This is a genomic window from Lentzea sp. HUAS TT2 (assembly GCF_051853195.1).
GTDB lineage: Bacteria > Actinomycetota > Actinomycetes > Mycobacteriales > Pseudonocardiaceae > Lentzea.
On the sequence record NZ_CP196667.1, the window covers coordinates 5,245,641 to 5,269,805 of the forward strand.

At 64.1% G+C, this 24,165-nt stretch carries 16 protein-coding genes; 13 read left to right on the forward strand and 3 right to left on the reverse strand.

Annotated elements, in window-relative coordinates:
* Nucleotides 1–154 precede the first annotated feature (154 nt).
* From ACSHWB_RS26270 to ACSHWB_RS26295, 6 genes are all read left to right on the forward strand, one after another.
* Nucleotides 155–2,293: an McrB family protein gene (locus tag ACSHWB_RS26270; protein WP_439655938.1), complete on the forward strand. Its 2,139-nt coding sequence runs from the start codon at nucleotides 155–157 to the stop codon at nucleotides 2,291–2,293.
* Complete coding sequence (locus ACSHWB_RS26275) at nucleotides 2,290–3,450, forward strand: McrC family protein (protein WP_439655939.1); 1,161 nt, start codon at nucleotides 2,290–2,292, stop codon at nucleotides 3,448–3,450. Before ACSHWB_RS26270 ends, ACSHWB_RS26275 begins: the two co-directional genes overlap by 4 nt.
* Nucleotides 3,451–3,815: 365 nt before the next feature.
* Nucleotides 3,816–5,537 (forward strand): hypothetical protein, encoded by a 1,722-nt coding sequence (locus tag ACSHWB_RS26280; protein ID WP_439655940.1) that lies wholly within the window; start codon nucleotides 3,816–3,818, stop codon nucleotides 5,535–5,537.
* A gap of 201 nt (nucleotides 5,538–5,738) precedes the next feature.
* The gene (locus ACSHWB_RS26285; protein WP_439655941.1) at nucleotides 5,739–6,698 is read left to right on the forward strand and encodes a hypothetical protein; all 960 of its coding nucleotides are present in this window, start codon (nucleotides 5,739–5,741) and stop codon (nucleotides 6,696–6,698) included.
* Between the two features lie 330 nt (nucleotides 6,699–7,028).
* Entirely contained in the window at nucleotides 7,029–7,310 is a 282-nt protein-coding gene (locus ACSHWB_RS26290; protein WP_439655942.1) for a hypothetical protein, read from the forward strand.
* On the forward strand, nucleotides 7,307–9,139 hold the full coding sequence (locus tag ACSHWB_RS26295; protein ID WP_439655943.1) for a recombinase family protein: 1,833 nt from the start codon (nucleotides 7,307–7,309) through the stop codon (nucleotides 9,137–9,139). The genes ACSHWB_RS26290 and ACSHWB_RS26295 overlap by 4 nt, the downstream gene beginning before the upstream one ends.
* Before the next feature lie 551 nt (nucleotides 9,140–9,690).
* Here ACSHWB_RS26295 and ACSHWB_RS26300 read toward each other — a convergent pair.
* Complete coding sequence (locus ACSHWB_RS26300; RefSeq protein ID WP_439655944.1) at nucleotides 9,691–10,788, reverse strand: IS630 family transposase; 1,098 nt, start codon at nucleotides 10,786–10,788, stop codon at nucleotides 9,691–9,693.
* A 435-nt stretch (nucleotides 10,789–11,223) separates the two neighbouring features.
* Nucleotides 11,224–12,570, reverse strand: a complete 1,347-nt coding sequence (locus tag ACSHWB_RS26305; protein WP_439655945.1) for an esterase/lipase family protein — start codon at nucleotides 12,568–12,570, stop codon at nucleotides 11,224–11,226.
* 82 nt (nucleotides 12,571–12,652) lie between these two features.
* Between ACSHWB_RS26305 and ACSHWB_RS26310 the strand changes: the two genes are divergently transcribed.
* Nucleotides 12,653–17,869 carry a CHAT domain-containing protein gene (locus ACSHWB_RS26310; RefSeq protein WP_439655946.1) on the forward strand — a complete coding sequence of 1,739 codons (5,217 nt, stop codon included), beginning with the start codon at nucleotides 12,653–12,655 and terminating at the stop codon, nucleotides 17,867–17,869.
* Nucleotides 17,870–18,121: 252 nt separating this feature from the next.
* Complete coding sequence (locus tag ACSHWB_RS26315) at nucleotides 18,122–19,219, forward strand: IS630 family transposase (RefSeq protein ID WP_439655944.1); 1,098 nt, start codon at nucleotides 18,122–18,124, stop codon at nucleotides 19,217–19,219.
* 199 nt (nucleotides 19,220–19,418) lie between these two features.
* Here ACSHWB_RS26315 and ACSHWB_RS26320 read toward each other — a convergent pair whose 3' ends face one another.
* Nucleotides 19,419–19,811 carry a hypothetical protein gene (locus ACSHWB_RS26320; RefSeq protein WP_439655947.1) on the reverse strand — a complete coding sequence of 131 codons (393 nt, stop codon included), beginning with the start codon at nucleotides 19,809–19,811 and terminating at the stop codon, nucleotides 19,419–19,421.
* Nucleotides 19,812–19,876: 65 nt separating this feature from the next.
* Here ACSHWB_RS26320 and ACSHWB_RS26325 point away from each other — a divergent pair, with 65 nt between their 5' ends.
* The 5 genes from ACSHWB_RS26325 to ACSHWB_RS26345 all read left to right on the forward strand — a co-directional run bounded on the left by ACSHWB_RS26325 (nucleotide 19,877) and on the right by ACSHWB_RS26345 (nucleotide 23,773).
* On the forward strand, nucleotides 19,877–20,341 hold the full coding sequence (locus ACSHWB_RS26325) for a hypothetical protein (protein WP_439655948.1): 465 nt from the start codon (nucleotides 19,877–19,879) through the stop codon (nucleotides 20,339–20,341).
* A gap of 1,068 nt (nucleotides 20,342–21,409) precedes the next feature.
* The gene (locus ACSHWB_RS26330) at nucleotides 21,410–21,937 is read left to right on the forward strand and encodes a YbaB/EbfC family nucleoid-associated protein (protein ID WP_439655949.1); all 528 of its coding nucleotides are present in this window, start codon (nucleotides 21,410–21,412) and stop codon (nucleotides 21,935–21,937) included.
* Complete coding sequence (locus ACSHWB_RS26335) at nucleotides 21,934–22,233, forward strand: hypothetical protein (RefSeq protein WP_439655950.1); 300 nt, start codon at nucleotides 21,934–21,936, stop codon at nucleotides 22,231–22,233. Before ACSHWB_RS26330 ends, ACSHWB_RS26335 begins: the two co-directional genes overlap by 4 nt.
* The gene (locus ACSHWB_RS26340; RefSeq protein WP_439655951.1) at nucleotides 22,230–23,288 is read left to right on the forward strand and encodes a hypothetical protein; all 1,059 of its coding nucleotides are present in this window, start codon (nucleotides 22,230–22,232) and stop codon (nucleotides 23,286–23,288) included. The genes ACSHWB_RS26335 and ACSHWB_RS26340 overlap by 4 nt, the downstream gene beginning before the upstream one ends.
* Nucleotides 23,285–23,773 (forward strand): DUF6346 domain-containing protein, encoded by a 489-nt coding sequence (locus ACSHWB_RS26345; protein ID WP_439655952.1) that lies wholly within the window; start codon nucleotides 23,285–23,287, stop codon nucleotides 23,771–23,773. The genes ACSHWB_RS26340 and ACSHWB_RS26345 overlap by 4 nt, the downstream gene beginning before the upstream one ends.
* Nucleotides 23,774–24,165: the final 392 nt, after the last annotated feature.

A 24,165-nucleotide genomic window follows, 5' to 3' on the forward strand; every position in this document is an offset into this window, starting at 1 on the left:
AATCAGTGCAGCTCTGGTCAATCACTGTGGTGCGCGGACTGCAGGTGGCTGGAGCCGTGCTGCTCGACGGGTGTGCGGCATGGCACGAGAGCGCCTCGTTGGACCGTTTGGCGCTGGGCGTAACCGCCCAGCGAAACGACGCGATAGGCGGGTCGTGACTTACGAGTTTGACGAACACCGGTGGGGCTTGCGTCGTATCGAGGCGCCTGCCCGGAGGATTATCGATGCCGGCCTGGGTGAGAGCAGGTCGGCGATCGAGCCGGAGGTGCTCGCCTGGGACGCCCTGGTGGTCGCAGAGCTCCGAAGGCGGATTGTCGACAACGCTGATGCCGGGCGTGGGACGTTCCTGAAGAAGCTGCGTGAGCAGTTGGCCGGCGCGGAGCGCGAAGTCGTGCTGCTGATGGCGGAGTTGCTCGCGCTGCACGCCCTGCCGTTGGGGAATCTCAGCGGGGCGGTGAAGACAGGCAGGGTCACCACGGTGTTGTCGTGGAAGGAACCGCCTGCTGTGGTGCCCGAAGACATCAGCCTGGGCCTCGAGGGGCCAGGCGTGTTTCACGGTGGCGTGGGATTCAACGTTCAGATCTGGCAACAGCTCGGCTGGTTGCTGTCGTTCGTCGAGCAGTGGCACGAGCTCAGCCCATCCGATCGGCAGACCGCCCTGGGGGAGCCGTGGACGTTCCGGGAGTTTGTTGACCGCCAGGACACCGGCCAGCTGGCGATTCGGAACTCGTTGCTGTACCTGGCGTTTCCGGACACGTTTCTGCCGATTGCCCGCCAGGCGGACAAGGTCGCGATTCGCAACGCCTTCGAATCGGAGATCGGCGGCCGGACCGGCACCGACGCCGTCGCTGTTGACCGCGATCTCTTCGCGATCTACCGCGCGCATCGAGAGCAAGCAGGTGGTGAGCGTGTTCACTACTACAGCGATGAGTGGGAACCGAAGTGGCGCAAGCAGAAGCGCAAGCACACCGACGATTCCTCCCGAGCCTGGCTCGTGCGCGATCCCGACATTGGCCAGGCCGAACGCATTTCGATCGCCGCTGATCACCTGGGCGACCTGGATCCCTCGGTCGACCGCGAACAACTCGACGCGGCGGTCGAGGAGGGGTACCAGCACCTCGATTACGCGCAGCGCCGGGCGCTGGCGACCGATTACTTCCACTTCCTGTCCACGATGAAGGTCGATGACCTCGTGGCAGGGATCGCCGATGACCACGTCTACACCGGCGTGGTCACGGGTGAACCAGAGCGCATCGGTGGGAACCTGTGCCGTGCGATTTCCTGGTCGCCGCAGAGCGTCGCGAGTGTCCATGCCCTGCCAGTGGACCTGGCCAGGGAGTTCGAGCAACAGGGCGCGGTGGTGGACATCACGGGAGCATTCGCTGCGCTCACCAGCCTCGCCGGCGCTTCCGACGCGCCCGAGGAGGTGCAGTCGGTCGGCGAGCTCTCGCTGCGCGCGGTGACTAGCGCGTTCGCTGGCTCGTTGCACTTCGATCAGGAGTGGTTGCAGAAGGTCGTGTCGGCGTTGCAGGACCGCAAGCAGATCGTCCTCTACGGCCCGCCAGGGACCGGGAAGACGTATCTCGCGCGGAAACTGGCCCGCCACATCACTATCCCGACGGCGATTCGCTTGGTGCAGTTCCACCCGTCGTACGCCTACGAAGACTTCTTCGAGGGCTTCCGTCCGCGCTCGCGTGGCGAGACCGTCAGCTTCGAACTGGTACCCGGTCCGCTGCGCCGGCTTGCCGCGGCCGCCGAGGCCGACAAGGGCCGTCCGTACGTCCTGATCATCGATGAGATCAACCGCGCCAACCTGTCGAAGGTGTTCGGGGAACTGTACTTCCTGCTGGAGTACCGCGACGCGACGATCGACCTGCAGTACTCCCCAGGCGACCGGTTCAAGCTGCCCCCGAACGTGTTCGTCATAGGCACGATGAACACCGCCGACCGCTCGATCGCGCTGGTGGATGCCGCCATGCGGCGGCGATTCGCGTTCTTCGAGCTGCACCCCGACCACCCACCGGTCCGCGACCTGCTGGCACGGTGGGCAGCGGCGAATGCCAAGACCGACGACCGGGCCGAGCTCCTCGCCAAGCTGAACAGCGCGATCGGCTCGGACCGTGAGTTCAAGATCGGCCCTTCGTACCTGATGAAGCCGGATGCCGACCGCGGGCTCGAGCTGGTGTGGGAGCAGTCGATTCTGCCGCTCTTGGAGGAGCACTACTACGAGACGTTGAGTCGGCAGAACGTGCACGAGAGGTTCGGTCTCGACGTCATCCGCGGTATGCAGTGATCGTTCTGAAGGAGAACGCCTCCGCAGGCTCGACTGTGCTGCTCACCGCGGCACAAGCCACATACCTGCGCGACAGCAAGCTGGTCACGATCCGCGGCACCGGTCCGTACACGATCACCCCCAAGATGAAGCAGGTTGGCGCCGTGCACGCGCACGGCCTCGACGTGGTGGTCACGCCCAAAGTGAGCATCCAGCGCTTGCTGTTCCTGCTGGGCTATGCGGCCAACCCCGGCTTCCTCCCTGGGGACGTCGATGGCATCCAATCTGACGGACTGTGGCCGATCGTCGCGGAAACCCTGTGCCGCAACGCCGAACGCGCACTGGCTGGCGGGGTGCTGCAGGGTTACACGACCGATCAGACGACCAGCAGCGTGTTGCGCGGCCGCGTCCGTGTCGCCGACCAGATAGCCCGCCGCCCAGGGCGGATGATGCCCTTGGAGATCACCCACGACGAGTACACAGTGGACATCGCCGAGAATCGTCTGCTGCGCGCGGCGGTCCGGCGGATGTGTCGCGTCCCTCGCGTTCCCCAAGCGCTGCGCACTCGCTTGCGTCACCTGGACAACCGCCTAGACGGTGCGTCAACGCTGCGTACGGGCGCTCCGCCGCCACGGTGGCGTCCGCACCGGCTCAACGCCCGTTACCACCCGGCACTGCGCATCGCGGATCTGGTGCTGAACACCCTGTCGTTCGAGGTCGGCGAGGACGGTCTGGCCATCGCCGCGTTCGTGGTCAACATGGAGCAGGTCTTCGAGGACTTCGTGACCACCGCACTGTGCGAGGCTTGGCGCGCCGATCCGGGACGCACCCACAGTCAGTACCCGGCCACCCTCGATACCGGCGGCGCTATCAAACTGCGGATCGACGTGGTGCACCTGGTGGACGACAAGCCCCGGTTCGTGGTGGACGCCAAGTACAAGCTCGAAGGTCGCTCCGGCGGCTACCCAAATGCCGACGTCTATCAGGTGCTTGCGTACTGCACCGCACTGCAGGTCGATCGTGCTTGGCTGGTCTATGCGAGCGGCATCGGCGGTCCGGCGCCGCGGGCGATCCGCAACACCGGCATCACGATCACCGAGTACCCGCTGGACCTCGATGCCACGCCCCGTGATCTGCTCGCCCAGGTCAACCAGCTCGCGCGCTCGGCTTGGATCTGACAACTATGGCAACGAACAAGCGCCCTACTACGACCTACGACGCTTTGATGAAGCCTTCCGCGCTTCGCACAGGCGCTCGCGATCCCAGGGAAGCGGACGAAGACTTCGACCCGGCACTGGTGAAGTTGCGTGATCTCAAGCGCGAGGACCCCGCCCCGCGGCAGCGTCAATCCGCAACTGGAGTAATGCAGCCAGCGACTCGCCAATCGCTCGCCCGCTCGTGTCATGAGCCGGCTCGGGACTCAACCCGGTGGATTCGGGTTGTCCGAAGGCATTGAGCCGTAGACTTCGGCGGTCAACGCCGACGAGGTACGGCCGTTGCGCGCCTGTGGGGAGAAGATCGCATGCAGGACCGTTCGGACTCGATGGAGATCGCCGAGCCGGAGGAGAACGGCCGGAGAGATGCCGCCAACTCGCCTGTTGCGAACGATTCGACGTCCGACTCAGGCACCGATTCGACGACGTCGACGGTCCTGGTGGAGGTGCTTCCAGGGGTGGCTGTCGTCGCCGGTGAGGTCCCGCCGGAACTGAAGCCCGATCTGATCGACTTCGGGATCGTGCCGGCGGCCGACCGCAAGCAGATCTCAGCGATCCTTGCCTCGGTCGGGAACGCGGCGACCGTGGCCGGCAATCTCGGGAACGCGTTCGCCAGCGTGCAGGGGCTCTACAGGATCGGCGACACGGCACATGCCCTGCTGAAGAGCGGCGCGACGCTCGCCGTCAAGGACGGCGGGAACCTCGGAGCGGTGATGGGTCCCGGCGGCATCCTGCATCAGGCCCGCTTCTATCCCGTGACTGCGGTGAGCAAGGCGCCGATCGCGGCCTCGGTTGGGCCGGCACTGGCCATGGTCGCGTTGCAGATGATGCTGAACGAGGTCTCGGGCCTCGTCAGGACCAACCTCGCGGTGACAAACCAGGTCCTCACCGCCATCCGCAAGGATCAGTGGGCCGAACTGACAGGGCTCGTTGCCGCCGTTGATCGTGCGGTCGACCAGGCCCGAGAGATCGAGTCGGCTCCGACGTCGTTGTGGGAGGACGTCGCGGGCAGCGGAGCGTTGCTGCGGAAGCAGCTCGCGCTCTACCAGGGAAACGTCCTCGACCACGTCAAGCGGATCGATCGGGCCGACGCGCGCAGCCACCGCGAGTACCTGCAGACCAACGCCGAGGTGATCGCGTTCGACGTCTACGGCCTGCTGTCCTCCCTCAACGCGTGGACGGGGTATCGCGCGCTTCGCGCCGCGAGGGCGAGGGCCGCCGGGCGTGAAGATGCCGCCGAGGCGCAGTACGCCGAGGTGATCGCCCGCGACACCCGCGTGGAGTTCGACTCGACCCTCGCCGAGATGAGGAGCCTCGTAGACGCGCTGGTTCGTGAGCTTCGGATCACCGCTGAGCTTCGCGACCCGGACGCATGGCTGCTGTCGGGGAAGCGGAAGGACGTGAAGGCAGCCCGCGAAATTTCCGCCAGGCTTCTGGAGGCGATCGAACCTCTTGCCGACTCTCTCCAACCGCCGGTCCCTCCGCTCGAGGTCCCCGACGTAATCTGCGGACCCGAGCCGCTGGACTCAGAGCCGTACCTTCGCATTCTGCGGTGGCTCTTCGACGACGGTGAAACTCTGCGTGCCCTCGGCTTCCCCGAGCAGCTCGACGACGACGGTCCCATTTCCGCACTCGTCGGCGGAGCGATAGGGATGTTGGCGGCAGCGATGGACAAGACCGCGGACAGGACACTGGTCGCCGTCACGGATCGACGCATCATCCTGGCCACGACGAACACTTTCCTCGAGCAGGCCGAGATCTACCAGGACATCCCGATCGACCAGGTGCGCTACGTTCGAGCACCAACCACACCGGGCAGTGATTCACACGCGGTGATCGACCTCATCACACGCGACGAGAACATCCGGTGGCGCTTCCACGCCGACGTCGACAGCGCTCAAATGGCCGCGCTCGCCGCCGTGCTCTCCGAGTCGATGACGATCCCGGACGCTGAACGCGATGAGCTTCAACGGAGGCGTTACGCCTCCATTGAGACGGGTGAGAAGAGCGAGAGCGCTGGCACGAGGTCTACCGAATCGACTGGAATCTAGGCCACGGTCAGCGATACCCAGTCCGGTAGCCGGTGTGAGGGCTCAGCCATGTGACCAACTCGGAGCCAGCATCGCCGACGCCTGCGTGCCTGACGTGCGAGTCCCCTCGCCCTGCCGCGATGGTGAAATTAGCCAGTAGACACTCCGAGCCTTTGCCGGGGATCGTGAACTCGGTCAGAGTGATCATGAGGGAGCGTTGTCGTGGGCATTCAAGAGCAGGCCAAGTACTCCGGAACGCTCCTGTCACGGTTCCTGGATGAGCACCTGCCGAACAGGGGCCCGGTGGTTGAAGCGTGGGTCGAGGCATTGGCCACCACGAAGCGGAACGACGCCTCCGTACAACCCATCGGACGTGACAGCATCGGGTGGGCACTGGAACTCCGCATCGGTCTCGACCTGGCCGATGCGCCTCCGCGGCTGCAGGAACTGTCGTACCTCCCTGTCGATCGTTGTGCGGCGTTACTCGCCACCGCCGGATTCGAGCACACGCCGGTCGGCGTACTGCCAGGGAGCGGAACAACGGATCCTGTCCTACGCCATTGGGTACGTACTCGCCACCCGATAGGCCTGGACGAGGGACAGCGAGCTTCCTTGGCAGCCTGCCTGCACCTCGACTCGTTCAGACAGCCCATGCATAGCTGGGGAACCAAGCGCACAGTGGACGAGCGCCGCGCGCTGTTTGCCACCGCTGTGATGCAGGAAGAGGAACTCGAAGGCAATTCCGGGATCCTCGAGGCGCTGCACCAGTGTTGGGCTGTCCACCTGGACCGCGGCCGCCAAGGCTTGCTCTCGTTGGGGGACAGGGTGATCGTTGCGCCTGAAATGGCGAACGGGTACGGCGTAGCTGACTTGGTTGTTGGCCGCACGTTGGTCGACGTCAAGCTCGCCGTTGAACCCTCTCAGGAGAATGTCGCCGCGTGGCTGCGGCAACTGCTCGGCTATGTACTGCTCGACCGGTTTGACACCTTTCGGTTCGACACGGTGGCGGTCTACTGCGGCTGGCACGGCCAAGTTCTCAGTTGGCCACTGTCGGCCCTGTTGAGGTCGGCGGCTCCTGGTCTGGCGCCAACGCTAGAGAACCTACGCGGCGACTTTCACAAGGATCTGCGTGACGAACTGGATCGCTACGCCGCCTGGAAAGAGCGAGAACGCTATCGCTGATCAACTCGCCGTCGGCTTGCCGGCGAGTGGGCTATCCGCATACCCAAATGATCAAGGACAGGCCGTCTGATCCTTGACGCATGTTCCCTCGATCGAGTGGCGAACTCTGTGAGCATGGCCGGACAAGAGGCTCCTTGCGGTAGTTTCTCGCCCGGTTGTCACACACCCTCTGGCTGGACGGCGTTCACCACACGGTCAGAGTGGATGCTTAGTGGCAGATGCTCTTGAGGAAGATCGTCAAGAGCCTTGTCTCGTCAAATCCACCGCCATGTCATGATCTTGTGAGATCTGCTGCCGCGCAGCGGGCTCGCGGCAAGGAAACCCCCACGTATGGATGAGCACTTAGGTGTGCAGCTGGACTTGATCCCCGAGCGCGAACTTGGTTGTGGCGAAGGAGATCGTGCTGACGTCGAGAGCATAGGTGGGGCCTGGTCCTATCTTTGGGAGGGCTCGCGCACGGGCGGCCGGTACCTGTTCTCCAGTCAGGTAAACCGGATTGGTGGCGTCGAGGGTGAGCGTCGGCGTCTGGAGCTCACCGCGGTGGTACGCGAGTTGCTTCATTGGGCAGAGCAGCAGGCTCAGGCCGACGGCGGCGCGGAGCGGCAAGTATGACGATGTCGCGCAACCCGGCGGACACCTCTAGTGGCACCGCGCTGATGTTGCCACTCGGTGCTACGTCGGGCCGAGAATGCTCGGTGCCGGTGGGTCCTGGGGCGTCCGGATTGTCGGACCTGGCGGTGTCGCCGTTCGGGATGCCGTTGTCCTTGCTGTTCGGCGAAGTCCGAGTCGCGTGGATCGGTAGAACCTCCACTCACGATCGGCAAGATCCGCGGCAATCGCTGATGCGGCAACTTGATCGCTGCCGTGGGGCGGTTCCAGCCGCGTGGGTGATCGTCTGCCACTTCTACGACGTCGAGTCCGGTCGCATGGAGCTCGATCAACGCGGTCAGGGCACCGGCTACGAGAAGTTCGACATCCCGATTGCACGTGATGGGGGGATCGCCGATCTTCTCGACGAGTCGCAGCACTCCAGCCGGCGTTTTGATGTGGTGATCTGCGAGTCCACCGCACGTGTCGCACGCCGGATGTATGAGGGCTTGTCGGTCGAGCGCGTGCTGGACAAGAGCGGAGTGCCCTTATTCGCCTGGAACGAGCCGATCAAGCTCGACGGCGGCAGAGCTCAGCTGGTCCTGCAACGCCGGATCAATCAGGCCGTGGCCGAGTACGAGGTGCTCAACACCCTGGAGCAGTCCTGGGGCGGGCTGTGCACGCACGTCCGCGAGGGCTGGAACATCGGCAAACCGCTCTACGGCTACAAGGACAAGACCTACCGCCACCCCAACCCCGCCAAAGCGGAGAAGGGTCTCACCAAGACCCGACTCGAGCCAGACGGCACGCGAGCGGCGACGGTCACGCAGATCGCGACGTGGCGGCACTACGAAGGACTCGGCTACGGGGCCATCGCCGACCGGCTCAACGCAGACCTCGCCGCCTACCCGCCGCCGGAGCCTCCGAACAAAGACCGTGCCCGCGGCACCTGGTGCAAGTCCAGCGTCTGCGCCATCCTGTCCAACCCGAAGTACACCGGCTACCAGGTGTTCAACCGCCGGGCGACGCGATCCAAGCAGAGGAAGACCAACCCGCCGAGCCATTGGGTGTGGTCGAACGAACCCGCGCACGAGCCCCTCATCCCGAAGTGGATGTTCGACGAGATTGCAGCATCCAGCAAGGCCAACCAAGGCTCACGCACTGGATCCACACCCTCCTCACACCCGCAGGCTAAGCGCACGTATGCCTTGCGAGGCATGGCGTTCTGCAGTTGCGGCCGCAGGATGTTCGGCAACCAGAGACGTGGCCTCGTCTACTACATGTGCTGGCCCCGTAACAACAATCGAGGACGGACAGGTCTGCATCCGCCGGGGATCGAAGCGGTGTACATCCGGGAAGAGGCGATCTTGCGCGCCGCCGCGTCGCTGCTCGCGGAGCAGTTGTTTCGCCCCGGGCTCGCCCTCCTCCTGCAATGCGCTGGAGGCGACGGTGATCGAGGCAGCGCGCACGGCGTTGTGACGGAGCAGGAGTGGTGGCGACGTCGTCTGGCGGCGCTGGAGCGGCAGCAGCAGAACCTCCTTCATCAGGCCCGCAACGGCGCGCCCGATGACCCTTTCACGGCCGCGCTCCGTACCAGCTACAACGACCTTGAGTCCCAGAAGACCACGGTGGCCGCCGAGGTCGCCCGTTTCGAGTCCGCCGCGGGCCAGGAAACTCTGCGAGAACAGGATGTTCCGGCGTTTGCTGAACGCCTGGCCGGGCTCGGTGACAGTCTTGTGCGCGCACCTGCGCCACTGCTCCACCGGTTGTTCGGGATCATCCAGCTCACCGTTCGGCTGCAGGACTACAGCGATCAGGCGGCCGTCAGTATCCAGATACCGACTTTCGCATGATCGATGACCCACTTGGCCACCGGTGGCTGGCCTTCACAATGCGGCAGCAGCCGCGGCGTGGAGTTCGGGCATCTAGGTGTCTGCGCCTGGCAGGGTGAACAAGAGCCGATCAAGTTGCGGCACTGTGTCTCCGAGACGTCGCTTGAGGTCTTTGTACCGCTCGCGCAGCACCTGGACGTCAACCGCCCGAGGCAACTGCAGCAACCGCTGCGAGGACGGCAGCGCCGCCTCCAGCGTGGTCAGCCGCTCACGCGCGAGCACACGTGCCGATTCCTGCTGGAAGGGTGTCAGCCTCTCGATCGCCTCGTTAAGGTGGCACACAGGATGCGCTGGGTCACGTCGACACCCGGTTGGTCCAAGCAGAACAAAGCCGACCGCAACGGGCGCTTGATCGCTGCGCTCCGGACGAAGTCCAGCAGCAGCGTGCTTCGCCCTGCTCCCCGGCCGACTCCCGATGTTCACCTCGGCCCGTGTTGCTGGTACGGGCTACTAACAACGAAGAACCGGCCAGCAACTGCTCTCAACGGCACTGAGTGGCGGCTAGTGGTGTGTCACGCAACGTCGGCTGGGTAATGGGTCCAGGTTCGGATAGGCGAGTCGGTGGCGAAGCCGGTCTTCGGTGTGGCGCGTGTGTTGCGCCAGCGGATGTAGGCGGCGATCGCGGCGTTCTGCTCGGTGTGACTGCGGTGGTCGGTGCCGTTGAGGGCGAAGTAGCGCAGCGCGGCGACCTCGGCCTCGATCCAGTTCAGCCAGGATCCGTAGGTCGGCAGGAACACCAGCTCGACCTGGTTGCCGGCGGCCCACGTGCGGACGTCGGGATGGCGGTGCGGCGAGAAGTTGTCCATGACCAGATACAACTTCTCGTCGGGCCAGCGGGCGCGCAGCGCTGTGAGCAGGTCGAGGAACTCGCCGTGGCGTTTGCGGGACCGGATCCGGTAGAGGATCTTGCCGGTGGCCAGGTCGAGGGCGGCGAGCATGTGCATGACGCCGTCGTAGCGGTTGTAGGTCGCACGTAATCGGAGCGGCTTAGCCTGCAGGCGCCAGGCTTTTCCCTTGCGGGGCATGAGGTTCAGCGGGCCGAACTCGTCCACGCAGATCACCCGCCCGTCCTCGGGTGGATGGTCGTAAAGATCCAGGATCCGGTGCATCTTGGTCAGGAAATCCGGATCGGTCGAGGCCTTCCAGGTGGTCGTGGTCTGCCACGAGACACCGCCGGCACGCAGGATCCGCCGCAGCGTCTCCCGGCTGATCGCCGCGACCGTGCCGCGGTCGAGCAGATGCTCACGCAGCTTGGCCAACGACCAGGTCGCGAACGCGGTGATACCCCAGTCGGCGGGGGACGTCCTGGCGATCAGGCAGATCCGCTCACGGATCTGTTCACCGATCGTCTTCGGGCGTTCCCCGCTCCATTTTGGGTCCAGCGCGTCAAACCCCCGCTCGTTGAACGCGTGGATCACGTCCCGCACATAGCTGTCGCTGACCTGCATCAACGACGTGATGTCACGGACCGTCTGACCCTGGCCGGACATCAGCACCACGATCGCCCGGCGCAACTTCACCGGGTTCCGCGCTGTCCTGCTGATCCGCGCCAGCTTCCGGCCGTCCTCCATCGACAACGGACGGACGAACACTTCCGGACGACGAGCCACAACCACCTCCCGCACTCGACATGCGGGACCAGCCTGCCGGTCCACCCAGAAGACCGATTACCGGGGTCAACCTTCCGGGACGAGCCACTAGCCGACGTACCCCCACCTGCTCGACGAGCACGAGGACGGTAACTGATCGTCAAGTTCGACCCGGCACGCCTTCCTGCGGCGGTGTACCTGCTTGAAGCGGCCCCGACCGCGTCGATCTACGAGGAGAGCCCCTCCGGTGAACGCCGCCATCAGTAGCGGTCCGATTAACGGGTCTATCGAGTTGACAGTGGTTGAAGCTCGCAAGATCGACGAGAATGTTCTCCGAGCGCCGCATCTTCTACGACGCAAAGTCAACGATCGCCGGTTATCTGGATGCGTACAGCTCTCTGGTTCGCCGCCGATCCACAGCACTGTTCGGGTTCACGAAAAGCAAACCAGACGGCTTCATTCGTCGGTGATAGTGATCGCCTCAGACACACAGCTCAACGTTGTCTCACCTATTGGCACTGCTTCCACTAGCCAGATTCCTGGGGGCACGGAAAGCAGTGCGGAGTAGCGCTCGGCACCTTCGAACGTCGCAGTTTGCTGTCGAACCATGTCACCCGCCAGCGTCTTGAGCCTTACCATGATTCGTAGATTCGGCCGACTGGCGGTCACCATGACCGGCAACGGGCTTCCAGCGGCAGCGACTTCGGGGACGTCAAGTCCGATTTTGACGGGCGGAGACAAGATGCCGCCGACATTGACTGCATGCGCCTTGGTCCAAACGAGATCTCGGACGTATTTATGGTTCGGCAGCGATCCATGTTTTTGCCAGACCGGTATGGCGTCGGCGTCGTCGGACCACTCAGCTGGCACGGCTGCGAACCGTGCGACGGTGCCATCGCCAAGATAGTCCCGGCTGCGGTAACGGCGCGGGTAGGTGACGTCGAGACCTTCGAGTCGCACGCTCTGCACAGTCGGCTGGCCGTGCCCAACGATCACGTGTGTCCTATAAGGCGGCTCGCCGTTCATCCGGATCGCCTCCTTGATCTCGTCATGGAACCGCAGTCCGTCCTCAACCATGGGCTGGGCCTCGGCGCCGAACAGCGTGGGCATCTCAACCTCGGTCAGGGTCCGCGGCTCGGTCACGGCGTCGACGCAGTGATAGACGGGAAGGAGCTGCCACAGCGCGGGCATGCTGCGCGCGGCCTCGCGGAGGGGTTCGGACCAGCGACCAAGGGGCCAGGGGACGCTGCCCGCCAGCAGCTGCACGGCCTTTACAGACCCGCTGTAGGGCGTACCGAGTGTGATCAGGTGGCGGGCGAGTTCCCGACCGCCCAAGACCTCTAGGTAGTACCGCGCCACCAGACCGCCCATCGAGTGCGCGATAAATGTGACCTTCGCATCTCGCCGACCTGAGACGTCCCGCCACTCAGACAGTTCGCTTTCGACAAACGCCCGCAGGCGGTGCGCGGAATATCGATTAGACAAACGCCAATCATACGGGAAGAGGCGCACATTTCCGGATCGCGCGCTTCTTTTCAAAAGGTCGTCTACGAAAGCGCCGTAGCCCGGCCCGGAGTGGAAACCCGGCCAAATCGACCACCCACGGACGAGATCTGCCGGCGTGTGTCCGTTGGGATCCGGACCGCCATCGCCGAGTCCGCTTGGTAATGCCAGCCTTGCCAATGTTCCAGCCACGTTCGGCAGTCCGCGGGCCAACGCGCCAGCCGAAGTGTTCCAGACCGCACCGCGCGAAGACTCTAGGGTGCTGCCCATGATGCCTGGAAGGATGATGACCAGGTCCAATTGTCGCTCCTCCACTATGGCAGTGGGCGGTCGCCCGCAGAGACCCGTACAGTAGCCTCTCGCCAGAGGTGGAGGTAGATCCGTGAGCATCGCGGACGATGGGCATGGGCGCGACCGTGTCGTCGTAGTGCTTCTGGACTCATACGATCAACTCGAGCCGCTCGATTCCCTGCGCGCCAATGTCAAGACCGTTACGGATGCGTGGCACCGAGCAGGCTTCACATCATGCAAACCGGAATTCCTCGGCAATGGCACCCTGCAAGAGATACAAACATGGGTCTCAAAATGGGACCCTCCACAAGCCCGTCAACTCCTCATCTACTGGACCGGACACGGCAAACAGCTCGACGACCGCACATTCGTGCTGCTCGCCCGAGACACCGACCGGGACTTCATCGATGCCACGAATACGTTCTCAGTCGAGCATCTGGGCGCAGTTCTTTCCCGATGCGAAGTCGATGAGATAGTAGTTTTCGTCGACGCCTGCCACAGCGGTGGCGGCCATCGCGAGATTATTGACGCATTCATCCGGGGCTCTCGGCGACGGGTCCGCAGAGTCGGTAAGGCCCGGCCCGCCATCGCCGCCATCGCCTCCGCGGACTACGACCAGTACGCAGGCGAGAACGTTTTCTCCGTGGCCCTGGCTCGCGTTCTGGAGCAGGGGCCGCCAAAGGGTTACTGGGGTGATCAGCAACGGGATTTCACCGTGGCCGAACTGGTCGCAGCGCTTCGCGCGGTCATCGTCGAATGCGAGGTCGATCAGCAGCCCCAGTTTGCCGTGGACGGCGTAAGCGCACACCACAGCGGAGACCTGCGGATCAGGAATCCACGCTACCGTGAATTCGCTCCGGACCTGGACGGCGAAATAGTCGGTTCCCCAATGCCGGTATCCGGTGCGGACCTCGACGAGCACTTCTGGGTCAAGTTCCGGGGGATCGATTCCGCGGACCAACGGGGGTTCTACTTTACTGGTAGGGCACAGGTCCTGCGCGAGATCAATGGCTGGCTCACCGACGGCGCTGGCATGCTGGTGATCACCGGTCGGCCTGGAGTCGGCAAGTCCGCAATTCTCGGCCGTACTGTGATCATGGCAACGCCGGCGCTGCGCCAACGCCTTCCGGACTACGGCGTCGATGTGTCCCGAATGGATCCGGACGACCAACCGCCCGACCATGCGATCGACGTCGCCGTGCACGCGCGTAACAAGGACCTGTCTAACTGCATGACTGACATCGGCGCAGCGCTGAGGATGCCAGCCCCGGATGGAGGGTGGCGTAGCGCCGACGATTTCGTCGATGTTGTCGGGAATCTAGGGCGTCCGCTAACGATCCTGATCGACGCGTTGGACGAGGCACGGCCCATCGATGCGATGCGCATCGCCAGGGAGCTCCTAACCCCCCTGGCCGCGATCCCTAGGGTCCGGGTCCTCGTGGGTACCCGGGCCGACGCCTCCGACCCACTCGGCGCACCGTCGGACGAGCCGACGGCACACAACACAATTCTGCGGGCACTGGGATCCGCGCAGGTGATCAACGTCGATCGGTACAACGCCACCGGCGACATCTACGCGTACTGCACAGCCCGGCTGCAGAACTTCCCCGCCTCGATCTACGCCACTGATGACCCCAGGACACTCCGTCGCGTCGCCTCGTTGGCATCCGCTGTGACCGAGCGTTGCCGCGGCAGTTTTCTGCTGGCCCGGATCGCGACCCGCGCCCTGGCGACACACGATCAGCAACTGGACGAGGACGCACCGGATTTCGACATCTTGGTCCGCGCCGACGTCGAGGACGCCATCGGCGCGGACCTCGCCCGGTACGGGTATCGGAAGGAGCAGGTCGGCGATCTCCTCACGGCGCTTGCGATGACCGAGGGCGCCGGGCTGCCTAGAAGAAACGTCTGGCTGACCGTCGGGAATGCAATTCGCCAGCGCACGGCCGCCTACGAGGACACCGATCTCGTGTGGGTCCTCAACCACGCGGGGACATACATCACGCAATCTGGCGAGCACGGGGAAACGGTCTACCGCCTCTACCATCAGACCTTGACCGAGTACTTTCGCGATCAGACGAACCCAGTGCAGGCCAATCTCAGAATCGCCAAAGCCTTGATTGACCAGGTGCCTGGACCGCCTAGCGGCCGACACTGGGATCTCGCCGATCCATACACACAGGTACATCTGGCGACCCACGCAGTGAACGGTGGCGTCCTGCTCGACATTCTGGATGATCGGATCTTCCGCTACGTCGCTGCAGGCCGGATGGCAGCTGCCCTGCTACGCACCGCGGACGCCGCGCCTGACGAGGCAACCCTCGACCGCGCGATCGCTTTTCTCCGCACCGCGGTCGCCACCACCGCCGGATCCGACCTTCACCAGGACAGCTATCAGCGAAGCCTTCTTGCCGCTCTACAGTTCCGCGAACAACGTTCGCAGTCCCTCATGGATGCGGATGAGGCAATCGTACTCAACGAGGACCTCCTGCGCCGAACCACCGAGGGAAGCCCGGATTACCCTGCACTACAGGCAAATCTCGGGTCGGCGCTCCGACTCCGCTACACGCGCACCGGGAATCTGGACGACTTGGCCCGAGCGATCAACGCTCTGAAGCGTTCAGTCGACCTGAGCCCGATCACGGACCCGACCCGCTATGACCACCTCTATCAGCTCGGCCTCGCTCTGGCGGATCTCGTCGACCGGACCGGCGACATGGCGTCACTTGACCAGGCCATCGTCTGCCTTCGCGAGGCGGCGGATGGCATCGGCGCGAGTCATCCTCGCAGGCACACCTTCCTGACGGCTCTCAGCGCCACCCTGCGTCTCCGTCTCGATTGGATCGGCCAACTGTCCGACCTCGACGAGGCCATCGCCCTGAGCGCTCAAGCAGCCGAACTCGCGGGGCCGGAAAACCCTCAGACGGCCCGGCACCTGTCGAATCTCGCGTCCGCACTGATCCGCCGCTACGCGGAACGGGGGAACCAGGACGACCTAGAGCAAGCCGTGGCGAACGCCCGTGCTGCCATCCGAGCAGCGGATCCACGAGACCCTCAGCTCGGGGAGCTTCATGGCAACCTTAGCTTCGTCCTGCGCGCCCGGTATCTGGACAGCGAGGATCCCGCAGATCTCAAGAACGCAGTACTCAGCGCCCGCCGCGCGGTCAACGCGACGAGGACCGACGCCCCGGAGCATCCTCGCCGGTTGTCTGCGCTCGGCACCATTCTCGTCACCAGCTATGAGGCGACCAGAGAACCCGGCGAATTGAACGAGGCTATATCGGCGTGCAACAACGCATTGTCCGAGTTTCCCCCGACCCATGTTGACCGATCCGACGCATTGGTCACCGTGGGATTGGCTCTGTACCACCAGTTCTCCGGCACGGGCGAGGTCACCGACCTAAACTCGAGCATCGAACTGCTAACCGAGGCGGTCGCACTCACGCCAGCCGGACACCGAGGCCTGCCGCAGCGACTTCTCGCGCTCGCCACGTCGCTACACGCCCGTTTCGATTCCACCAACAACTACCTTGATCTCGATCAGTCGATCGCTGCACTGCAGAGGGCAACCGAAGTGGCTTCTGCGGAGAGCCCGGAGCAGGCGACCTATCTGTACAACCTGGGCCGAAACCTCCGTGTCCGAGGAGAGCTGACCGGGAGACGGAGCGATCTGGACTCCGCTGAGGCATGCCTCGATCGGGCTTCCGCACTCGCCACGGCGCCAGTCTCCGTCCGCATCCGAGCAGCTCGAGACCGAGGCGCACTGGCCGCAGCCGCCGGCCACTTCGCCCGTGCCACCGACTCCTACGCGACGGCGGTCCGCCTGCTCCCCAGGCTCGCCGGAAACGGCATGAACCGCACGATGGTCGTGAACCGCCTCACGGAATGGAGCGGCCTGGCGCCCGAAGCCGCTGCGTGCGCCATTAATGCAGGCGCGATCGAACTCGCGGTTCAGCTACTGGAGCAAGGTCGCGGGGTCCTGTGGACGCAGGTGCTGAACAGCCGCGACGATCTCTCCCAGTTGTCGGATGTGGCTCCAGCGCTGGCAACGCGACTAGCCGCCGTCCGTGACGAGTTGGCCAGGCACAGCCGAGCGACGTCGGTGGCCACTGACCCGACGGTTCTGGAACATACGACCTCGGCGGATGTCGATCGCCGTCGTCGGCTTGCCAGGGAATGGGACGACCTCGTGGCCCAGGTTCGCACGCTGCGGGGTTTCGAGGACTTCCTCGCTGCTCCACGCATCGAGAGCCTCCTGGCGGCAGCGACTGATGGCCCGATCGTCATCGTCAACGTCAGCCGATTTCGATGCGACGCGCTCATCCTGCGGCCCACCGGGATCGAAGTCGTCGCTCTTCCCACGCTGCACGCCGACGACGCCCAGCGATGGCTGACCGTCCTTCTGGACGCGGTCGTGAACCCCTACCGCTCAAGTCTGTTGTCCGATCTGCTCGCCTGGCTCTGGGACTCCACCGTGAGGCCAGTCCTGCAGGCTTTGGGCCTCACTGGGCCGCCGAGAGATGGTGCTTGGCCGAGAATGTGGTGGTGCCCAACCGGACCTCTAACCCTCATGCCACTACACGCAGCCGGGCAAGTAAACGGTATCGACGACCACGACGCAGCCGAATCAGCCCTTGATCGTGTTCTGTCCTCCTATGTCCCAACCGTTACCACCTTCCGGCACGTTCAGCTGAGGCGTGTCCCACTCTCCGACAGCGCAGACGTTCTGGCCGTAGGTATGCCGAACACCGAGGCGTACGGTCCTCTGCCACACGCCGCACGCGAAATCGAACTCGTCCGGCAAGCCAAACCCGGACATACCGTCGTCCTCCTCAATCACGATGCGACCGTGAGAACCGTAATCGACAACATGCACCGCTGCCGTTGGGTTCACTTCGCTTGCCACAGCAGGCAAGACATTAATGATCCTGGGCGCAGTGCATTACTTCTCCATGATGGGCCGCTCACTGTCTTCGACATGGCGGGTCTGCAAGTAGAGAACGCCGAACTCATGTACCTCGCCTCGTGTCAGACAGCCATGGGCGGCACCCAGATTCCCGACGAGTCCGTCCATATGGCAGCGGCGGTGCAGCTCGCCGGATATCGCCACGTAATCTCAGCTTTGTGGCCCATCATCGATCGAACCGCCAGCCAGGTCGCTGACAGGGTCTACAACCGCCTCTCAGTCGGCGGCGAGTTGAGCGCCGACCAGGCGGCACATGCCCTACACGAGACCGTCCGAGAACTACGCGCCAGACATCCGCAACATCCGTACCTCTGGGCGCCGTTCATCCACTCCGGACCCTGACGTTCCATTGTCTCGTCAATCCGGTGCGCAGGTTTAGCCCGGCCAGTCCACGCAACCGGCGTTGGGACTCGGTTCGCGAGTCCTGCCAGGTTTACTCCATTTAGGCGCACAACTGTCCACAGTAGATTCGGGCCGAAACCACTCACAAGACCACAACGCAACTAGTGGCTCGTCCCGGAAGGTTGACCCCGGTAATCGGTCTTCTGGGTGGACCGGCAGGCTGGTCCCGCATGTCGAGTGCGGGAGGTGGTTGTGGCTCGTCGTCCGGAAGTGTTCGTCCGTCCGTTGTCGATGGAGGACGGCCGGAAGCTGGCGCGGATCAGCAGGACAGCGCGGAACCCGGTGAAGTTGCGCCGGGCGATCGTGGTGCTGATGTCCGGCCAGGGTCAGACGGTCCGTGACATCACGTCGTTGATGCAGGTCAGCGACAGCTATGTGCGGGACGTGATCCACGCGTTCAACGAGCGGGGGTTTGACGCGCTGGACCCAAAATGGAGCGGGGAACGCCCGAAGACGATCGGTGAACAGATCCGTGAGCGGATCTGCCTGATCGCCAGGACGTCCCCCGCCGACTGGGGTATCACCGCGTTCGCGACCTGGTCGTTGGCCAAGCTGCGTGAGCATCTGCTCGACCGCGGCACGGTCGCGGCGATCAGCCGGGAGACGCTGCGGCGGATCCTGCGTGCCGGCGGTGTCTCGTGGCAGACCACGACCACCTGGAAGGCCTCGACCGATCCGGATTTCCTGACCAAGATGCACCGGATCCTGGATCTTTACGACCATCCACCCGAGGACGGGCGGGTGATCTGCGTGGACGAGTTCGGCCCGCTGAACCTCATGCCCCGCAAGGGAAAAGCCTGGCGCCTGCAGGCTAAGCCGCTCCGATTACGTGCGACCTACAACCGCTACGACGGCGTCATGCACATGCTCGCCGCCCTCGACCTGGCCACCGGCAAGATCCTCTACCGGATCCGGTCCCGCAAACGCCACGGCGAGTTCCTCGACCTGCTCACAGCGCTGCGCGCCCGCTGGCCCGACGAGAAGTTGTATCTGGTCATGGACAACTTCTCGCCGCACCGCCATCCCGACGTCCGCACGTGGGCCGCCGGCAACCAGGTCGAGCTGGTGTTCCTGCCGACCTACGGATCCTGGCTGAACTGGATCGAGGCCGAGGTCGCCGCGCTGCGCTACTTCGCCCTCAACGGCACCGACCACCGCAGTCACACCGAGCAGAACGCCGCGATCGCCGCCTACATCCGCTGGCGCAACACACGCGCCACACCGAAGACCGGCTTCGCCACCGACTCGCCTATCCGAACCTGGACCCATTACCCAGCCGACGTTGCGTGACACACCACTAGATCAAGCGACGCGGTGGTGGTCTCCTCCGTTACGGCTCCTGGCCGTCGCTCGGAACTGGGTCGAGGAGGTGGCGGACTCCGGCAGAGTCGCGGAAAGTCCAGTTAACTCCCGCGTTTTCTGCTGCGATGTCGTCGTGCTCCAGTCCCACCTCGAGCTCGTCCGGGTCCGGGATGGTCTCGCCGAGTACCTACGTCGCCTTGTAGACCACGTCTAGAACGTTCGCGGTCACCGACTCCATGGCTCTGCTGAGCGGTACGAAGTCGGCGGGGTCCTCGCCGACCTCCAACGAGGGCGTGTAGGCGAAGGTGGGTGTCAGTGCGAGTTCGCGGCTTCCCTGCGGGTTGAGCCTGAGCTTCACGCTCCCGACCACGCTGCCGTTGTCAAGGGCACCGGTCGTCCGCCATTCGTCGACGATCTGGAACTCCTCGTCGTCCGGGACCAGGACCGGCCCGAGGTCAACGCCGGCCCTGCCCACGATCCGGACGGCACGGTGCTTGTCGGCATTGGACAGCCACCTCAGCCATTCCAGCGGAGCCTGGCTGGGCGGAGAGTGGTGGAACGGCTGGACGGACTCCACCAAGTCCCAGAACGACGGCGAGACAAGCGGCTTGAGGTCCTGCCTCTAGGGACATCGACTCTGTACTCATGGCGATGCGGCAGCGATCCAACTGGTACGACTTGTATGTAGAGCGTCCGCTCGGCCGCAAGCAGCCACAGGTTTCGGCTGGTCCTCCAGAAGCTGAAGTGGGTGACGACAGTGCGTCTGGCTATCTCATCCTTGTCGATGAAGAAGCTTCCCGTGATGCGATGCTGCACATGCTTGCAGGACATGCTCTGTCGGCTATCCACGATCGCATTGCACGCGGCGACATTCCCGGTAATGCGGTGCAGACGGTCCTGGCACAGGTTTTCAGCCACGACTTGCCTCAGGCGCAGTTGACTCCTGCAGCCGAACGAGGCGGGGATCGGCTGACGTCACTGATGTCTGATCGTGATGATCGCCTGAAACTGGTTGGCACGGTGCTGGAGATCATCGACGGGACTGGATGTGTCAGCTCCAAGACTGCCAAGCAGCAGAGTGATCCGGCTGTGGCTCGCTCACGCGTGTGACTGCCCGCGTGGCTGGTTGATGTTCGGCGGCCAGGTCCAGGGGCGCCACCTCGCATGGAACTCGTTCGTCTGCGCGGAGGCCGATTTCGGCTCATTGCGCCGTCGCGACCCGCTCGACCTGCTGACCGTTCGGTGTGACGCTGACGGCGAGCCGCACACTGATCGAACTGGAGCGGAACTGGAGCAAGGCAGGTAGTTGAACGTCATCGAACGGCACTCAACGGCGTTGAACGGCGGCTAGTTGCGTTGGAGTTCAACGGAGTCCAGTGTTTGTGCTGGTAGAAGTCCTTTGTGGACCAAACTGGCAGTGTGGGGGTCAGGGCTCGAGTCCTTGGCGCCTCCGAGAAGGAGTGGATCTCCGCGTCTGTAGCCAGCGAGGGCTAACGCGCTTGATCAATCGTCAAGTGCGTCGAACTGCGGTGAACGTTCCTGTTTATGCAGGTCAGGCGGTCGTGAACCCTGAATCTGGGGGTCAAGGGGTCGCAGGTTCAAATCCTGTCGTCCCGACGGCCAAGAGGGCTTTCGCAGGTCAGACACTGCGGGAGCCCTCTTTTTGTGATCTTGCCGAGCTCTGCCAGGTCGAGCACGACGCTCATCGACCCCTTTACTCCGGAAGTTGTGCCTGTATTCCGTTGTCCTTCACGCGGGCTTGGGGGCAGGACGAGGCATCTTGATCCGATAAGAAAGCCATGGACCCCTTTACCGGCCACGTGGCAGGAGTCAAAGGGGACACGCCCCTGCAGCCGCAGGGCCGACAGTTCTTTGGACAGGACTCGGATCGGGTGATCATGATGGCCCGCTTCGGCGACTCACATGCATGTCGTACTGAGCCCGTGTCGCCGATCCGAAAGGTGGACACGAACTTCGAAACCTCCATGAAGCGTATGGCCTGCTCAGTCCCGATTCTGGTTCCTGTTGACCAGTCGTTGCCGTGGACTCGAGCGGTTCGCGATGCTCATTGGTCTGGTCGTGAACCCGCCATATCAGGATTACGTGATTGAGCTGCATGCCGTAGCACGGTCCGTTACCCTCTGCTCGCGTTGAGTAAGAGGTGACCCTGGGGGAAGCATGATCGATCCTGAGCATCTGCTCAGCCAGTACGAAGGCAAGCTCGCGCAGGCGCAGGCCAAGAGCGATGCCATCCGCGAGAACCTCGCCCACCTGCAGGTCACCGAGCGCAGTCCTGACGGGCAGATCACGGTGACCGTCAACGACGCAGGCAACCTGGTCGCATTGCAGCTTGGCCAGGCGTTGCAGCGCAAGGACGGTGCAGCCGTCGCGCAGGACGTCATGCGCACCCTGCAGGCGGCGCAGAGCCGTATTGCGAGCGTTGTCCAGGAGTCGATGGCACCGCTGCTGGGTGCCGACTCCGAGACCATGCACTTGATGATGGACAAGCTGCGCAGCGCCCAGCCACCGCCTCCTCCGGAGCAGTACGTGCCGGGAAACGGAGGTTGGGGTCCGACAGAGCCGCGCTTGGGTTCCATTGAGGACGACACGCCACCACCGCCGCTGCGGCCGCAGCAGGCTCCTCGTCCGTCGCAGCATCGTCCGATCGATGACGACGACTTTGGCAACGGGAGCATCCTGCGATGAACTACCGCATCGATCTCGCCGAGATGGACGCTCACGCCAAGCGTGTGGACGAGATCGGCGGGCGCATCGGCACCGCCATCGGAGCGGGTAACGCGGCCTCGAACCCCGAGGCGTTCGGCCTGCTCGGAATTCCGCTCGCGGCCCTCTGCTCGGCCGCGCAGCACATGGCGATGAACACCCTCAACGACGCCGCCGAGGCCGCGCTCGACCACCACAAGCGGGTCAAGGCATGGCGTGAGGACGTCGAGAACAACGAGGAAGAGCAGACCAGCCGCTTCAAGACGGGCGATTCATGAGCACTCCGAGCATTGGGCCTGCTCCGGTCCCCACCGAGAACCCGTTGATCCGTAAAGGCCAAGACACCCCGAAGACCGAGGGTGCCGGGCTGTTCCACGACGTGACCGAGGCAGTAAGCGGCTTCTCCGATGGCAACTGGGCCGAGGGCTTGCTCAACCTCGCCAGCGCGGCGGGTGATATCGGCAAGATGCTGACCGATCCGCTGGCGTACCTGTTCAGTGCGGGCTTCGGCTGGATGTTCGAGCACATCAGCTTCCTCAAGGAGCCGCTTGACTGGCTGACCGGTGACCAGCAGACACTCGACGGAATGGCGCAGACGTGGTCGTCGGTGTCGAGCTACCTCGACGAGATCTCCACCGACCTCAAGAAGGCCGTCGACAACGATGCCGGGCAGTGGGTGGGCAGGGACTCGGCGAAGTATCGCGAGTTCGGTGCTGACCGTGCGGACACCTACGGCGCCGTCGGCACGGCGGCGCGTGGGATGTCGATCCTGATCACGATCTGCAAGACGATCCTCAAAGTGGTCCGCGACATCGTGCGCGACCTGATCACCGAGGCGATCGGCAAGCTGATCAGCATCTGCATCCGCTGGGCGCCAGCCATGGCTGCACTGGGCGCGGGTATCGCCGGCGCCGTTGCGGAAGGTGTTCCCGTTGCAGTGCGCTACGCGCAGAAGTGCATCGAGTGGTGCCGCAAGCTCACCAGGGCGTTCGGCAAGGCGGGCGGTCTGTTCAAGAAGCTTGACGACGTCCTCGCCAACGCCAGCGTCAACCTCGCCAAGCGCGGCGACGACTTCGTGACCGTGCTGAAGCAGGGCGCGAATGCGGACATCGCGCGGGCGATGAAGGACTTCAACGTCGGCGCCATGCTGAGGGACGCGGGAGCCGGCACGAAGAAGGTCGTCGTTGATGGCGTCACAGGTCTGCCGAAGGACATCGGCCCCGCCATGGCCGAAGAGTTCCGCAAGGAAGGTGCGAAGATCGTCGACAACCGAGGCTGGAAGGACTGGCGCGAGCTGAAAGCAGATCAGGAGAAAGAGGAGCGGGGCGGGTGAACACCCTCCGGCGCGTCCTCGTCGCCCTGATCGTTCCACTGCTCGGCTACCTGCTCGGCGCCACGATCTTCAACCACTTCTGGAACCAGGTCGAACCGGGCGACCTTGCGAAAGCCGATCTGGTGGCCACGGCGAAGTCCTGCGAACGCCGCGGCCCGGTGGCATTGCGGGGCTTCGGCTTCTACTACGAGTGCCAGGCAGAGGTCCGGGTCAGGTCCAGTGGAGAGACGTACACGTCGACCGTGACGGGGTGGCTCACGCCCGAGGACATCGGTAAGCAGTACGCCGTCCACACCGTGCGGCACGGTAGGCCGTTACAACCGGACGTGCGGTCGCAGGGTCAGGTTTTCCTGGGCTGGTTGTGCACCTTCGTCTTCGTGATCGCGTTCCTCTTCCTGAACGTCTGGATCGCACGTCACGTTTGGCCCGATGCGCCTCGGCGCAAGCGCCGCATGCCGATCAGATACGAGCCGCCTCAGCCGTGAGCAGTCACGTCGGGTCGATACTGACGGCAGCGCTAAAGCGTCTATCAGGTGACCGAAGCAAGCCGCGAGACCGTTCCTTGTCGCTCAGACGGCTGCTGCTCAACGACCAGCTGGCTCCGAGGTTTGCTCGTCCACAGGACCCTCGAACTGAGTAGCTGCCAGGGCGCCCGATCTGCGTGCCAGCGTGCTTTGCCTCCGTGTTCTGCTTCCTCGACGAAGCGCCGGCGGCGCTTCCAATCTGTCCAGCCGATCTTCCAGCTGCGGCCGGCGAGGAGACGCAGCCGCGGCCCCTTCAATCTTTTCGGTCAACGGCGCGGGATCGGCTCGACCGATCTCGCGCGTCCATCCTCGGTCGGAGGCGAAAATTTGATCATTAAGTCATACCGCAGTCA